Source organism: Haloarcula sp. JP-L23 (genome assembly GCF_011602445.1).
GTDB classification, from domain to species: domain Archaea; phylum Halobacteriota; class Halobacteria; order Halobacteriales; family Haloarculaceae; genus Haloarcula; species Haloarcula pellucida.
On record NZ_CP050014.1, the window covers coordinates 3,346,926 to 3,361,817 of the forward strand.

Here is a 14,892-nt window from a genome sequence, read left to right on the forward strand (position 1 = left end):
CGTCACCACACCTCCACCTGTAACACCGCGTCCGTGTCGTCGAGCGAGACGTGCCGCCGTGCCGTGGCGACCGACGCGTCGCTGGCGGAGGGCGGCGGCCCGACTGCCAACTGCGACCCGCCGCTCGAACACGGGACGACGCTCCCGCTGTCGGCACACAGTATCTCTCGCGTCGAGTCACCGCCGACGTCCCGTCGGAGCGTCACGTTCACGCCGTAGCTATCGTCGATACCGACCTGGTCGGTGAGTGTCGCGCTCGTATCGAAGGTGGCACACGGGTTCGCGCCGCTCTGGTTGAAAAACCAGAAGGCACAGGTCGAGAGCGTCGACGACCCGGGCCGCCCGAGGTGGAACTCGACGAGTTGGGTCCCGACCCTGTCGGCGACCAGTGCCGTCTCCTGTCCGCCCTCTGTCGGCGTGAGCAGGTCCGGGACGAACAGGAGGACGAACCCGACGACGACGAAGAACACTGCCATCCCCGTCAGGAAGTCGATGGGCATCTGCCCCCGCGTCGACGTTGGCACCATCTCACCCCACCACCATCCAGACGACGAGCGAAATCGTCAGGAGGACCACGATGAACTTCGCGCCAGCGCGGAGGCTCGCGTCCCGCAGGTAGCCCGCGATGAGTCCCGCCGAAATGGCCTGTATCGTCACGGCGTGGAAGAACATGAGCGAGAGCAGGTCGGCGTCGACGCCGCCGAAAGCCATCCCCGCGCCGGCCCCGCTGGCCTGCCCGGTGCTGAACTCCGCCATGACGTCGATGAACTGGACTTTCAGCAGCGCCATCACGCCCAGCAGGGTGACGTACGTCATCAGGACGATGGCGACCTGCATCAGCGTCCGGGACCGGCGTTCTCGCGCCAGATCGTCCTGCACCTCGCTTGCCTTCGCGGCCGTCGACAGCACCTCGGAGATGTGGCTCGACGCCTCCTGTGCCTTCGTGATGAGCTTCACCGTTCGCGCGAGTCGTGGAATCCGGTACTTGTTGTTGAACTCGATGAGCGACTCCTTGAGGCTCATCCCGTAGTTGACTTTGCGGTAGATGATTCGGAACTCGTCGGCGAGTTTGTCTGAGGACGTCTCCGAGACGGTCCTGATGGATTCGAGCGTCGTCGCCCCGGTGTCGTTGACCGTCGAGAGTTTCAGGAGGTTGTCCGAGAGGTTCCCGAGCAGCGCACGACGGGAGCGGCGGTCCCACTCGTGGAACACAGCGAGCGGCGTCACGACGAGGAACAGCGGTACGTAGCAGTAGACGAACGTCGCCCACACCGGTTGCGCGACGACGCCGTCCCACGAGAGCGGCACGGCCCCGGAGAGGGCCGCCGCGACGACGAGCGAAATCGAGGCAGGCACAGAGAGCGCGAGCGTGTAGAGCGGGTTGTCCCGGAAGAACAGGTGCGGGTTCCGCAACAGGTCGACCGTCTCCTGTAGCCCCTTCTTGCGCTCGATGCGGTCGAAGATGTGGTAGGTGCCGCTGAAGGCGGTGATGAACCCGAGGTCACGGAGTCCGCTCTTGCTCTGCGTTTCGAGCCACTCGCTGCGCTCACGCGGGCGGATGATCCCGTCGCCGAACTCGTCCTGCTTGACCGTCGTGACGAGGACGAGGAAGGCGGCAGCGATGAGCGGAATCAGCCCGTAGACGGTGACGTAGAGCATCATCTGCGAGGCGTTCCCGAGCATGTTCATGATGACGAGGATGATGACGAGCAGCAGCGGAAACAGCGAGAGCGTGATGTACATCTCCCCGAGCAGTTCGAGGACGTCGAGCGTCTGCTGTTGCTGCTGTTTGGCCGCCCGCATGTACTTGTGCTTCTTGTCGTCGAGGAACCCGGTCATGTCGCCACCGCTGTTGATGACCGCGAGCATGTCGACGAGGAACTCCCTGAGTTCGTCGCTCGGCGTCTGCTCTAGCTGGTGGCGAATCGCCGTCCGGTAGTCGGTGTCGAGTGAGTTCGTCTCCTGGACGATGGCCTGGAACTCCTGTGACACCTCTCCGTAGGTGTCTTCGGCCTTCGCCATCGCCTCCAGCAGTTCCAGTTGGTTGAGCCCGCCGATGGAGAGGGCGTACATGAACGACACCGAGTCCGAGAGGAGCATGTTGATCTCCCGACGACGGGCGCTCGCACGCGAGTACGGAATCGCGAGAAAGCCCCCGAAGCCGAGCGCGAACCCGAGGCCACCGAGGACGAACCCGAGGACGACCACGAGGAACGGGACGCGAAGCGTCCGGACGAGCGTGACGATGACGCTGTTCTCCGGGAGCGGGACGCCCAGTAACGGGCCGGACAGGACGCCGACGGTGGCGAGCAGGTACCCGAGGAAGATGCCGACGAACCAGAGGACGACACCCGTGACGAGACCGACACCGACGGCACGCGAGAGGTACATCTCGACGGTCACGGGCATCCGGGCCTCGGCGAGTTTCCGCTCGACGGTCGCGACGAACGGGTCGTCGTCCTCGAACACGTAGTCGTAGACCGGATAGAACGCGTTCCCGAGCCTGTCCGCGCTCCCCTCGAACGTTCGGACCGTCGGCTGGTCACCGGTCTCGGTACTCATCTATGCCCCCGTCTCGTCGTCGGATGCCGTGTCCTCGCCGGCGTCGTCCGTGCCGTCGGCCTCGTCCGAGTCCTCGAACAGCGTATCGAGCGAACCGGAGTCGGCTGCCTCCCCGTCGTCCGGCACCGCCTCGCGCACCGCGGGGGCGGCCCCGCCCGTCGCCATCGTCTGGGCTTTCGTCGCGGCGAGGTCGACGTCTTCGAGCGCGGCGACGACGGCCTTGATTCGTGACGTGGTGGCGTCTGCCTCCGCCGATTCGAGGACTGCGGTCAGGTTCGATTCGTTGATCTCCGCGCCGGTCTCGTGCAGGATGAGTGCTGCGTAAACGTATTCCATGGTGTCTCACTCCGTGTCGTCGTCGGTCTGTTCGTCGCCCTGTTCCACGACCACGGGGTCGGCCAGCGGGGCCGTCCCCATCCCGTCGGCCGCCAATCCGCTCCGTATCTCGGCGCCCTTCGCCCGCGCGTGTTCCGGGAGCGCGTCCATCAGCGAGAACGCGTCGCGGTCGCGGTACTCCTCGAACAGCGTCCCGTCGGCGGTGTCGAGAATCTCTTTCGCAACCTGTCTCGTCTCCGGGTCCGGGTCGGGCCGGGGGACGACCGCCTCCTTCTCCGGGTCGATGTCGATCTCGACGCTCTCCATCTCACGGAGGTCCGAGAGGCTCTCTCCGAGTTCCCCCCGGGCCAGCAGTGCGAGAATCGCTTCGGGGTCGTTGATGAACGCCTGCAGCGTCGCCGCGACCTCGGCGTAGTCGTTGCGGTCGTTTTCGACGAGGTACGCCAGCACGACCTTCCGCTTGAACAGCTCGTCTTCGAGGCGGTCGCGGTCCCAGCCACGGTCGAACTGTATCTCCTGTAGAGTGTTCGACCGACCGAGTTGCAGGAACTCGTCGCTCTCCGGTTGCCACTCGAAGATGTCGCGGATGTTTATCTCGTCGTTCTCGGCGTCGTAGTGGTTGACTTCGGTAATGGTCTTGTTCCGCCGGACCTTACGGCCCTGCACCCGGGTCTGGGTCTGGATAGAGACCAAATCGAGACCCGTGAACATCGTCTTCGAGACGTTGATGGGGTCCGTCGTGAACCGCTTCAGCACCTCGCCGACGGAGTCAGCGTGGAACGTCGTCAGCGTCGTGTGTCCCGTCGACATGATCTGGAACAGGGTGCGGCCTTCCTCGCCGCGGACCTCGCCCATGACGATGAACTCGGGGCGCTGGCGGAGCGCCGCTTCCAGCAGGTCGAACTCGTCGACGTCGCCCACGTCGTCCTCGCCGAACGAGGGGCGAGTGACGCTCGCGACCCAGTTGCGCTGGGGCAACTCGACTTCGCGGGTGTCCTCGATGGAGACGATTTTCGAGTTCGAGGGGATGAACAGCGAGACGGCGTTCAGACTCGTCGTCTTCCCCGAGGCAGTGCCGCCCGCGAAGATGAGGCTCCGGTTGTTCTCGATGGCGAGCCAGAGAAACGCCATCTCCTCCAGCGAGAACGTGTTCCAGTTGATGAGGTCGATAGGCGTGAAGGGGACGTCCTTGAACTGCCGGATGGTGTAGTTGGTCCCGTGATCCGACACCTCTCGGCCCAGCGTCAACTGGGCGCGAGAGCCGTCGGGTAGCGTCGCGTCGACCTGCGGTCGCCGCTTCGAGATGCCTTTCCCCGAGCGCTGGGCGAGTTTGACGACGAAGTTGTCCAGTCCCGTCTCGTCGTGCGTGACGTTCGTGATGACGTTCTCGTACTCCGTGTGGTAGACGAAGACCGGCGAGTCGTAGCCGTCACACGAGATATCCTCGACGTTGATGTCGTGTTTGATGGCGTCGATGCGCTCGTACCCCAGAAAGTCACGTTCGAGTTCGTACAGGAGCCGTTCGACCTGTGCTTCCGTCAGCGTCCCGGCGTCCTCCTCGATGACCGCCGGTTCCGGCCGCGCCGCGAGACCCTGTAGCTCCCGGTCGGGGCGCTCTTCGGCCTCGTCGACACCGAACAGGTCCTTGAACTGTCCGACGACGCTGTCGTCAGTGACGCCCTCGCGGAGGTCGTACTGGTCTAAGAGGCGGAGCGTCTCCGACTGGATGACCTCGGCCCTGTCGGCCTCGTTCCCGTCGATGAGCGCGTCCTCGTCGGAGTACTTCACCGCCGTCCTGAGGCGGCCGGTCAGGTACTCCTTGACCCGCGCCTCGATGTCGTTCATGTACGGCTCGACGACGCAGTACTTCTTCTCGTTCTCCTTGATGGAGTGGAAGACGACGACGAACGCGTAGGGCTTGTTCACCCAGTAGCGCTCCATCTCGACGAAGTGGCGCTTCTTGTCCATCGACACCGTCTTCTCCAGATCGTAGCGGTTGGCGAGCGTCGTCAGACCGCCGTGGGTCGAGAAGAACGCGTCCTCGTCGATTTCGGGGTTAACGTTGACCGTTCGCCGGTCGACGATCTCGTCGAGCACCTCGGCGAAGTCGCTGGCTCGGGTGAGTCGGTCTTCGATCTCCGCTGGCGGGAACCCGAGGAACGATGCCGGGTCGAACGGCTCGGTACTCCCGTCTCCGTCTTCGGGCGGGTGACCGTCCTCGTCGTAGTAGTGCTCCCACTTGAAGTGTTCCCACGTGTACGCGTCTTTCGTGACCGGCGTGGCCGCAATCCACTCGGCGTACCGTTCGTAGAGCAGTCGGGCGTTCCCCTTCGCGTGACCGACGCGTGCCGGGAACTCGTCGGGGTGACACCCGAGATAGTCCGTCGGCGAGAACTCGGTCGCGCTCCAGTCTCGCGTCCGGACCGGCGTCTCCGCCGTCTCCGTCTTGCCGAAGGTCCCGAGGACACCGCTACCGTCGGTGTCGGAGTGGTCCGTCTCGACGGTCCGCTCGATGTCCGCGCTGTACCCCATCTCGGCCAGTAGGTCGTCCCAGGTGTACGTGCCGACCGCGACCGGGCGGTCCTGCTGGTCGTCGTCTGTGGACGGTCCGGACTCGGACGTCACGGCCCATCACCTCGCCGTTGCGAGCCCCCACCGTTCGGATAGCTGTGTTCACTCATTGTGGTCCCAACACACGGCCCTCGGCGGTGCCGGCCACCGATAAACCGGTGCCTGACCCGGCGACGCCGGAGCGCATGTGGCTGGGTATCACCACACACCTACTCCCTGTTGGTAATGTGTGGTTTACCTGAAAGTAGAAAGTGTATACCGCGGCGAGCGGTACGGACGACACCGCATTCGGGACGGCCTCGTGGCGTACTAGCGAGCGTCTACCCCGATATTCGCGGTGAGAACGGCCGTCAGCGATCGAAGGCACTGCGTTATCTCGACGTCGAGCGACGTCGCCGCCGACCATCAGATATCTGATACACCGTCGCGAAACGCGTGCGGCGCTCGGACGGTAACCAGTCGTTGTGCGGAGAGAAACGAGCGTGCAGTCGGGTGTCAGGCGATGTCCCGGCTGGTGTCGATGGCGACTTCTTGTGTCAGTTCGAGTTTCACCGTCTCGTCGAACGGCGCACCGCCCCTGAACTTCGGCACGATGAGGCGGTTCTCGATGCTCTCGCCCCGGACCTCCGTCGAGAGTTCGAAGATGATGTCCGCGAGGTACTCGGTGACGTCGCGCTGGACGGGGACCTGCCGGCCGTCGAGGCCGTGCATGACCGCGAAGCTCCCTTTCTCCGATAGCTCGTCGCGGACGTCGTTGAGAAAGTGGAGGAACTCCTGTGTGTTCCCCGTTTCGAGCATATCGACGGTGTCGACGACGATAGTCGACTGGGCCGGGCTATCGCAGATGACCTGATAGGTCTCTTTCAGCGGTCGCTCGCCGATTGCGTACACGTCAGTGGTATCGAGCGTCCCGCCAGCGTTCTCCATCGCGACCCGAATCGCCCGTTGTGACCGTGCCGTCGTGACGTATACTGTCTGGCGCGGGGTGGTCAACTCGTAGAGGAACTGCTCGGACTGGCTCGCGGGGTCCGCAGAGAGCAGCGCGAGGCTCCCCGGCGGCACGCCCCCGTTCAGTTTCCGGTCCAGCACGTCGATGCCCGTGCGGAGGAGGCGAGTCATCGTCCCACCTGCTGGTCGTCGCACGCGCTCTCGTACGCCCGTGCGCGCGGTCTGTCACCAATCGACGGATCTGTACCGAGTTGTTCCATCGTTGTGTCGGCTTTCGCCAGCACGCACGTTGTTACACCCCCCATACGACAGACGAGGGGTGGGAATAAACGGGCTACTAACCTGAACGACGCTGAACTGTGTTGAACAGTAGCGGGTCGTTTCAACTGGAGTATGGCTGGTAATCTGGTATTTATCCAATAACAATATCACCATGAGCGGTTGGATGAGGTGCAGCGATGGTCGAGAGTGCAAGGGAGTCGGCACGGTGGGGAGACGGGACGCGGTACCGCACTGCTCGCCCGCGACGTCGCGGGCGGGGTGAGTGTACCACCGACGAGACCAGTGTTGGACGACGTGATATGTCGACGCGACTGCCGAATCGTACTCATGGACCATCCGCCACAGAACCATGCAACTACGAAACATCAAAGAACTGATTGAAAGCGACGACGCCGTCTCGCCGGTTATCGGCGTCGTGCTGATGGTCGCAATCACGGTCATCCTCGCGGCCGTCATCGGATCGTTCGTCATCGGACTGGGCAGCTCGACGAACTCGACACCACAGGCGAGCTTCTCGTTCGAGTACGACACCAGCGTGAGTCCCGCAACGATGACGATAACGCACGACGGCGGCGACACGCTGAAAACTGGGAATCTGGAAGTGAAAGAAGACGGCAGTGTCCTCGTGGACCCAGCTTCAGGTTCCGAAATTACAGCAGGCGATACCCTGACCAGCGGCACGAGCGTCACGTCGGGTGCGACGATCAAGGTCGTCTACAACGACCCGAACAGCGACAAGAGCGCGGTCATAGCCACGTCGACGGCACCGTGACCGCACGCGCACAGGCGTAGTAACATTCCGTCCTGGTCCCCGCTCGGCGTTCGGTATCCGTCGTCGGTGACGGATAACTCCGGGCACAGGGGACGGCGACACACGCGACAGGACACGACAAGATACACCATGAACGCAGATACGACCCAACGATCCGACGAGACGGCCGCCACGAGCGGCGGCCGGACGACCACGCGCGGCCAATCGGAGGTCATCGCCGTCGTCTTGCTGTTGGTAATCGTCGTCTTGAGTCTGTCCGTCCTCGTCGCCAGCGGCACCACGGCTATCGTCGAGACGCGCGACAGAGCGGAGATAGGGGCGGCGGAACACGCGCTCGCGGCGTTCGATACCGACGTGAGCGCCGTCGCGTTCGGACAGTCCCGAGCGACCACCGACCTCGGCCTGCGTGCCAACGACGGCGAGGTGCGGTACTACGATACGGGCTGGATTCGCGTCGCGGTCGACAACGAGACGAGCGCGCGGACCGTCGTCGTCAACGAGTCGCTCGGCACGGTCGAGTACAGACAGGCCGAGACGACCGTCGCGTCACAGGGCGGCGGCGTCTGGCGGAGTGACGGCGACGGGTCGGTGATGCTCTCCCGGCCCGAGTTCCACTACCGCGACCGGACCCTGACGCTCCCGGTCGTCTCCATCGACGGTGAGACGGGGCTAACGAGCCGTCTCGACAGTCGGCCCGACGGCCCGCTGACCCAGCAGTATCCGAACCGAACGGCCGGGTTCTCGAACCCGCCCGACAGCGGGTCGGTGACGGTGACGGTCCAGAGCGCGTACTACGACGCGTGGGGGCGCTACTTCGAGGACGAGACGGACGCCATCGTGACCTACGACCACGCGAGCGAACGCGTGACCGCCACGTTCGTCGTCCTGCCGGGCCACACGACCTTCGACGCGGGCATCATCGCGACGTCGAGTACGGGCGAACTGGCCGTCGCGGGGACCGGTGCCTACGTCAATAGCTACGACTCGTCGGCGGGGAACTACTCACAGACCAACTCGGCGAACGGGCTGATACAGTCGGCTGGCGACGTCACGGCCACGGGGGACTCACTCGTCGACGGCGACGTCAAGTCGGGCGGGACGGTCAACCTGCAGGGCAGTACGGAGATCAACGGGAGCGCCTACTGGACGAAGGCTCCCGAACCGGACAGCACCGAGAAGTCGAAAGTCGCCGGCGACGTCGAGCGAATCGACGGCGTGCGGTCGGTCATGCCCATCGACACGTTCGTCGCGACGTACGCCGAGCAGGTCAAAGACGAAAACGACAACGACGAAACGTCGGCCATCACCGACGACCAACTCACGACGACCGGTTCGTCCACCGAACTCGACGCGGGCCGATACTACGTCCACAACGTCACGCTGGACGGCGAGTCGATGACGCTGAACACCACCGACGGCGACGTGACGGTCGTCGTTCGCGACTACGTGAAACTGGAGCAGGGTGGCAACATCACCGTCGAGGGTGACGGCATCGCCCGTTTCGTCGTCGCCGGCGAGAACGACACGACCGTCTCCCCGACGGGACTGGGGAGCAAATCGGTCAACTTCCACGTCGGGAAGAAAAGCGCCGTCCACGTGCCCGGCGAGGACTCGCGAAGCTTCAGAGTGTACGGCACTCGGGATTTCAACGCGACTATCGCCGGGTCGAACAGCAAGAAGGCGACGTTCGACGGCCTCGTCTACGCCCCCGCCGGGACCAACGGGAGCGGCTACGTCTACATCAAGCAGGGCGACCTGTACGGCCTCGCCGTGACCGGGAACCTCACCGTCGGCCAGTACGGGGCCGCCCACTACGACTACGGCCTCAAGGGGAAGACCCGGATACGCTCGCCGTTCTCGGAGCTAGAGCAACTGTACGTCACGGTCCACCGCGTGCAGGTGGAGTCGGAGGGATAACCGATGTGGGGACTCAGTACGGGAGCGGTCCGAACGACGGTCGACGGCGGGTCGGCCAGACGGATTGAGGGAGGGGACGAGCAGTGATGCTCGTCGAGCGGTTCGCCGCGTACGTCGGCGTCGACACCGCGACGTGTGACCGCTGTGGCGAGACGACGACAGTGGTCCACGAGTGCCGGCGCTGTGGCGCCTCTGTCGAGGGCCACGTCGCGGAGTGTCCACACTGTGCGTCCGACCACATCACCCGGTACGAGATGTGAGCAGCGAAATCGGTTTTGCAGCGCCTCGCGGCTCGGTGCTCGCTATTCCGTGAGTCTCGCCACGTACGGCGCAGGCCAGTCGTTCGTCCGTACCGGGCATCCGCGGATGCTCGCGCGGCTTAGTCGTCCGCTTCGGCCTCCGGTTCCGAGTCGTCCCCGGCGACGAACTCGCCGAGGCCGTCGATGGGTCGGTCCGGGTTCTCTTCGTCCAGCGCCGCCGGCGCGCCCAGTTGCACGTCGGTCTCCTCGGGGTCCCGCAGTTTCGTCCGGCCGCGGTGGACCGTGACGTCGTCGTTGAGGTGGAGTTTGATGGCCTCGATGAGCGCCTCGGCTTCGAGTGGCTGGCCGAGTTCCTGCAGTTCCTCCTCGGTGGCGTCGTCGGGGACGTTGAACGCCCGCTGGGTGATGATGGGGCCCTGATCGAGGTCGGTCGTCACGTAGTGGGCCGTGACGCCGGCGATGCGGACCCCCTCCTCGATGGCCTGCATGTACGCCGACGCGCCGGGGAACGCCGGAAGGAGGCTCGGGTGGACGTTGATGATGCGACTCTCGTAGCGGAAGACGACGTCCGGCGAGAGGATGCGCATGTAGCGGGCCAGCGCGATGAGGTCGGCGTCGTACTCCGCGAGCAGTTCGAGCAGTTTCTCCTCGTCGGGCGTGCCCTTCTCGTCGCCGATGTCGTGGAACGGGACGTCGTACTTCCGGGCCAGCGGTTCGAGGTCGTCGTGGTTGCCGATGACCACCTCGATGTCCGCGCCGAGGTCGCCGTTTGCCCACGCCTCGAACAGCGCCTCCAGACAGTGCGATTCCTTGGTGACGAGGACGGCGATGGACTGGGTCTCGCGGTCGGCGGGAAACCGGACCTGCACGTCGACGCCCAGTTCCTCGCCCAGTTCGGTGAGGTCTTCTCGGAGTTTCGCCTCCGTCGTCACCATGTCGCCGGTGTCGACGTGCATCGTCATCCGGAAGACCCCGTCACGGACCGCCTGGTCCAGGTCCTCGATGTTGATGCCACGTTCGAACAGCAGCGAGGTGACCTCGGCGATGAGACCCGTGTCGTCGTCGCCGACGACCGTTATCTCAGTGAGACCGTGTGTCATGCCTGCCACCTCCGGACGGTACCGTGGTTCATTGCCAGTGGGTTCGATGTGCGCGATGCAAAAGCCTTCGTTTTCCCCTCCTGTGGCGGTATAGCTTAGTTGTTCCGGCCATAGGTGGGGCACGTGAGACGTGAGTTGTCGACTGTGGTCTGTGCCGACGCCGACGAAGAACACCGCTCGGCGACGGCCACCGCGCTCGAATCGGCCGGCTTCGACGTCGTCACCGCATCGTCCGTCGACACCGTCGAGGCCGCGCTCGGCGGTGACATCGACTGTGTCGTGACCGCCTTCAAGTTCCCCGACGGCGACGGGTTCGACGTGGTGGCTGCGGTCCGTGACCGGCACCCGGACTGTGCCTGTGTCCTCTTCACCTCGCAACCGCTCTCCGAGTTGCCGCGTGGCGGTCGAGATCAGGTCGTAGAGTACGTCCCGCGGTCGGTCCCGGACGCCCGTGACCGCCTCGTCGACGTCGTCGAGGGGGCCACCGCCGAGGTGACACAGGCGGCCTATCCGCTCCCCGAGAACGAGACCGAGCGACTGGCGGCGGTCCGGGCGTACGACGTGGACTCGCTGTCGGCCGAGGCGACGTTCGACCGCCTGACGGCACTGATGACGACTCACTTCGACATCGACGTGGCCTTCGTCGGCCTCGTCGACGAACACGACGAGCGGTTCGTCGCCTGTACGGGGGCCAACTGGCGAACGCTGGCGCGGGAGGACACCATCTGCACCCACACTATCCTCACGGACGATGAGATGGTCGTCGAGGACACCCACGAAGACCCCCGCTTTGCCGAAGTCGACCGACTGGACGAACTGCACATCCGGTCGTACGCCGGCGCCCGCATCACCGACGACGAGGGGAACGCGCTGGGCGCGGTCTGCTGTATCGACGGCGAGCCACGCTCGTACACTCGGGCGGAACTGGACGACCTCCGGCGGTTCGCCGACGAGGTCGAGGAGCAACTCCAGTTGCGCCGCCGACTCGGCGAGGAGCGTGAGTGAGATGTCACTGCAAGGCGACGCAGTCTACGAGTTCGAGAACCTCCCGCTGGAACCGGTCGAGACAGGGACGAACCTGCTCGTGACGGGGCCGGCGCTGGGGGGGACCCGAGAGTTGCTGCTCCGACTCCTACTCGGCGAGGACGCTGTCGTCATCATCACGGCGGATACGAGCGCCCGCGAGACGCTGTCCGACTTCGAGCGCCTCGGCGGGAGCGCCCCCGGCGAGCGAGTCCGGGTCGTCGACTGCGCACAGGACGACGGCGACGACCTCGGCGAGTTCGTCTCGGCCGTCGGGACGCCGGCCGACCTCACCGGCATCGGCATCGAGTACGCCGGCCAGTACGAGTCCGTCTACGCCCGGGGTTACGACGCGGTGCGGACCGGCATCTACACGCTGACGCCGCTGCTCGTCTACAGCGACGACGTGCGGCCGGTGTTTCGCTTCATCAACACCGTCTCCAGCCGAATCCGGACCGCGGACGGACTGGGCGTCTGTGCCATCGACCCCGAGGCCCACGAGGACCGGGTGGTCGGCAGTATCGCCCAGTCGTTCGACGCCCGCATCGAGGTGCGCGATGCCGACGCCGGCGTCGACATCCGGGTGCGGGGCCTCCCCGACCAGCCACGGGAGTGGACGGCGGTGCCTGCGCTCCGATAACACAAGCGTTTTCTCCGCCCCCCGCCGCGCTCTCAGTAATGACTGCCTTCACCGCGACCGTCACCGTTCGCCTGAAGCGCGGCGTCTTAGACCCCGAGGCCGAGACGACCCAGCGCCAGCTCGAACGCCTCGGCTTCGAACTGTCGGACCTCCGCTCGGCCGACCGATTCGAGATCGACCTCGACGCCGAGTCCGCCGAGGACGCCGCCGAGCGCGCCGAGGAGATGGCCGAACGCCTCCTCGCGAACCCGACCATCCACGACTACGACGTGGAGGTCGCCGAACGGGAATGATCGCCGTCATCCAGTTCGGGGGGTCGAACTGCGACCGCGACTCCGTACAAGCCCTCGAATCGCTGGGCTTCGACGCCGAACTCGTCTGGCACGAGGACGGCCTGCCCGAGGACGTCGACGGCATCATGCTCCCCGGTGGGTTCTCCTACGGGGACTACCTCCGTGCCGGCGCGATGGCCGCTCGCTCGCCCATCATGGAGGAGGTGCGCGACGCCGCCGACGACGGGACGCCCGTCCTCGGGGTGTGCAACGGCGCACAAATCGGCTGTGAGTCCTCGCTCACGCCCGGCGTGTTCACCACCAACGAGAGCGCGCGCTTCCAGTGTGAACACGTCCACCTCCGCGTCGAGAACGCCGACACGCCGTGGACCCGCCACTACGAGGAGGGCGACGTCGTCGAACTCCCCATCGCTCACGGCGAGGGCCGCTACGAGATAACCGACGAGCGTCTCGACGAACTCGAAGCCGACGACCGCATCATCTTCAAGTACTGCGACGAGGACGGCAACGTGACTCCGGAGGCCAACCCCAACGGCTCGAAACACGCCGTCGCGGGCGTCACCGGCGAGGCCGACCACGTCGCCGTCATGATGCCCCACCCCGAACGCGCGTCGCTCGACGATTTGGGCCGCACCGACGGCAAGCCCGTTCTGCAGGGCTTCGCCGACTAACCGCAGGCCATCGTCGTCGCTTTCTGCGTCAGGAGTGTCTGCCCTCCAGCCTCGACTCGAACGCCGTAGGACCGCTCGTTACAGTCGAAATCCGATGGCTCGACTCCGTACTCGCTGACCCCCCGCTCCGTCTGAACAGTCACTCGATAGGTAGCGGCCTCGTGGAACAGGAAGACGACGGTCGTGTTCTCGGGCATCGTCACCGTCCGGTCGACGATGTTTGTCTCCGTCGGCGAGTGGCCGACAGACATCGGAACCTCTCGGGCCGGGCCGGCGTTCACGACGACGAAGCCGACCGGCTTCGGGCGGCCGTCGGACGGGGTTCCGACGTGAACGTAGTCGATTGGCTGTGCCGACCGGCCGTCGTACTCGAACGGCCGAAGGACGGGCTCAGACGGGTGGTCGTCTGTGACCCGAACGTCCGGCGGCGTCTGGAACGGGCCGACGCCGGCGACGGCGGGGCCGACGCCGGCGACGGCGGCCCCGCCGACGGCGACGAGGGCGACGCTCAGGAGGAGGGCGAGTGCAGGCGGGCGGCGCATACCGGCGTCGTCACTCCCGTCCAGTAACAACCTTCTGTCTGACTGCTATCGGAGTGTGGTCCAAAGGGGATAGGAATGGAGCGGGGCCAGTGGAGCGTGTGACATTGTCCGCGGCCCCTATGAATCAGTATAGCCCCCGGACGTAAAAACGCCAGCCTACCGGAGTGAAAGTGAAACTGGTCGTCTCGGTGCGTGAGAACAGGCACCACACTCTTTTCCTGTCGGTTCCTACCCGACAGTATGCGCACAGACGAGACCACCGCTGCCGACGACGAGTCCGTCCGGGTCTGGCTGGTCGAACGGACCTACTCCGACGACGAACAGAACCTCATCATCCTCACGTACGCCACGCCGGACGGCGAGCGTGACTTCCGCAAGGAGCGAGCGCTGACCTCCTACACCGGCGACCACCGCGAGACGCCCGTCTCGATGGCCGTCGACCCGGACAACCTCGGGCGCGTCGACGACGCCGAGACGCGCGAGCGCTACGCCGGGGAAGCCGAGCGCATGCAGGCGAAACACGACCCGGACGACGTACTCTGAGACTGCCCGACTCCTGCGGTCCCGACGCCGCCGTCTACGCGGCGCTCTCGCGACGCCACAGTGAGACGTATACGACGGCAGTAGCGAGCAGTCCGACGCCGACGGCCACCTCGGCGGTTAACAGCGACCGGCCGACGTTCACGTACGAGAGCGCGAGTACCAGCAGCACCGCCGGGCCGAACGCGGCGTAGGCGAACAGCAGGCGACGGCGCTCCGGCGACAGGTCCGCGAGGTTGAGCGCCACTGCCATGAGCGTCCCGAGACCGGCGAGGAGGCCGAGCGGGAGCGCGACGAGTGCGGAGAATTCGACGTTCACGAGTTCGATGACGGTCACAGCCACTAGCAGGAAGGTCGTGACGGCTCCACCGACCGCGGCGAGCGGTGTCCGATAGTGCACGTCGGCTGGTTGGGCGAAATCCGATATAAACGTAC

Annotated in this window: 16 protein-coding genes; 8 read left to right on the forward strand and 8 right to left on the reverse strand. The window is 65.4% G+C overall.

All coding sequences use genetic code 11. The annotated features are described in order from the left end of the window. Window positions 1–2: 2 nt before the first annotated feature. From G9465_RS17565 to G9465_RS17585, 5 genes are all read right to left on the reverse strand, one after another. Complete coding sequence (locus G9465_RS17565) at window positions 3–527, reverse strand: hypothetical protein (protein ID WP_166972374.1); 525 nt, start codon at window positions 525–527, stop codon at window positions 3–5. 1 nt (window position 528) lies between these two features. Beyond that, window positions 529–2,562, reverse strand: coding sequence for a type II secretion system F family protein (locus G9465_RS17570; RefSeq protein WP_166972376.1), 2,034 nt, complete (start codon window positions 2,560–2,562; stop codon window positions 529–531). Further along, window positions 2,563–2,898: a 50S ribosomal protein P1 gene (locus G9465_RS17575; protein ID WP_166972378.1), complete on the reverse strand. Its 336-nt coding sequence runs from the start codon at window positions 2,896–2,898 to the stop codon at window positions 2,563–2,565. Between the two features lie 6 nt (window positions 2,899–2,904). Then, entirely contained in the window at window positions 2,905–5,523 is a 2,619-nt protein-coding gene (locus G9465_RS17580; RefSeq protein ID WP_227015599.1) for a type II/IV secretion system ATPase subunit, read from the reverse strand. Between the two features lie 441 nt (window positions 5,524–5,964). Further along, on the reverse strand, window positions 5,965–6,588 hold the full coding sequence (locus G9465_RS17585; RefSeq protein WP_166972380.1) for a transcriptional regulator: 624 nt from the start codon (window positions 6,586–6,588) through the stop codon (window positions 5,965–5,967). 460 nt (window positions 6,589–7,048) lie between these two features. Here G9465_RS17585 and G9465_RS17590 point away from each other — a divergent pair, with 460 nt between their 5' ends. The 3 genes from G9465_RS17590 to G9465_RS17600 all read left to right on the forward strand — a co-directional run bounded on the left by G9465_RS17590 (window position 7,049) and on the right by G9465_RS17600 (window position 9,648). Next, window positions 7,049–7,471 (forward strand): type IV pilin, encoded by a 423-nt coding sequence (locus G9465_RS17590; RefSeq protein ID WP_166972382.1) that lies wholly within the window; start codon window positions 7,049–7,051, stop codon window positions 7,469–7,471. A 129-nt stretch (window positions 7,472–7,600) separates the two neighbouring features. Continuing rightward, window positions 7,601–9,388, forward strand: a complete 1,788-nt coding sequence (locus tag G9465_RS17595) for a hypothetical protein (protein ID WP_227015600.1) — start codon at window positions 7,601–7,603, stop codon at window positions 9,386–9,388. An 86-nt stretch (window positions 9,389–9,474) separates the two neighbouring features. Continuing rightward, the gene (locus G9465_RS17600; RefSeq protein WP_166966300.1) at window positions 9,475–9,648 is read left to right on the forward strand and encodes a hypothetical protein; all 174 of its coding nucleotides are present in this window, start codon (window positions 9,475–9,477) and stop codon (window positions 9,646–9,648) included. A gap of 119 nt (window positions 9,649–9,767) precedes the next feature. Here the strand turns inward: G9465_RS17600 and G9465_RS17605 are convergent, their stop codons facing one another. Next, window positions 9,768–10,748: a formyltetrahydrofolate deformylase gene (locus G9465_RS17605; protein ID WP_166972384.1), complete on the reverse strand. Its 981-nt coding sequence runs from the start codon at window positions 10,746–10,748 to the stop codon at window positions 9,768–9,770. 123 nt (window positions 10,749–10,871) lie between these two features. Between G9465_RS17605 and G9465_RS17610 the strand changes: the two genes are divergently transcribed. The 4 genes from G9465_RS17610 to purQ are packed head-to-tail and all read left to right on the forward strand — an operon-like array spanning window position 10,872 to window position 13,375. Beyond that, window positions 10,872–11,753, forward strand: coding sequence for a GAF domain-containing protein (locus G9465_RS17610; protein WP_227015602.1), 882 nt, complete (start codon window positions 10,872–10,874; stop codon window positions 11,751–11,753). A 1-nt stretch (window position 11,754) separates the two neighbouring features. After that, complete coding sequence (locus G9465_RS17615) at window positions 11,755–12,411, forward strand: hypothetical protein (RefSeq protein ID WP_166972386.1); 657 nt, start codon at window positions 11,755–11,757, stop codon at window positions 12,409–12,411. Between the two features lie 38 nt (window positions 12,412–12,449). Then, the gene (gene purS / locus G9465_RS17620; RefSeq protein WP_166972388.1) at window positions 12,450–12,704 is read left to right on the forward strand and encodes a phosphoribosylformylglycinamidine synthase subunit PurS; all 255 of its coding nucleotides are present in this window, start codon (window positions 12,450–12,452) and stop codon (window positions 12,702–12,704) included. Beyond that, window positions 12,701–13,375, forward strand: a complete 675-nt coding sequence (purQ, locus tag G9465_RS17625; protein WP_166972390.1) for a phosphoribosylformylglycinamidine synthase I — start codon at window positions 12,701–12,703, stop codon at window positions 13,373–13,375. Before purS ends, purQ begins: the two co-directional genes overlap by 4 nt. On the opposite strand, the gene G9465_RS17630 is transcribed toward purQ, so the two are convergent. After that, window positions 13,372–13,917 (reverse strand): hypothetical protein, encoded by a 546-nt coding sequence (locus tag G9465_RS17630; protein WP_166972392.1) that lies wholly within the window; start codon window positions 13,915–13,917, stop codon window positions 13,372–13,374. The two genes, purQ and G9465_RS17630, sit on opposite strands and share 4 nt — an antisense overlap. A gap of 240 nt (window positions 13,918–14,157) precedes the next feature. Here G9465_RS17630 and G9465_RS17635 point away from each other — a divergent pair, with 240 nt between their 5' ends. Further along, the gene (locus G9465_RS17635; RefSeq protein ID WP_166972394.1) at window positions 14,158–14,460 is read left to right on the forward strand and encodes a hypothetical protein; all 303 of its coding nucleotides are present in this window, start codon (window positions 14,158–14,160) and stop codon (window positions 14,458–14,460) included. Between the two features lie 34 nt (window positions 14,461–14,494). On the opposite strand, the gene G9465_RS17640 is transcribed toward G9465_RS17635, so the two are convergent. Then, window positions 14,495–14,857: a hypothetical protein gene (locus tag G9465_RS17640; RefSeq protein WP_166972396.1), complete on the reverse strand. Its 363-nt coding sequence runs from the start codon at window positions 14,855–14,857 to the stop codon at window positions 14,495–14,497. Between the last annotated feature and the right edge of the window lie 35 nt (window positions 14,858–14,892).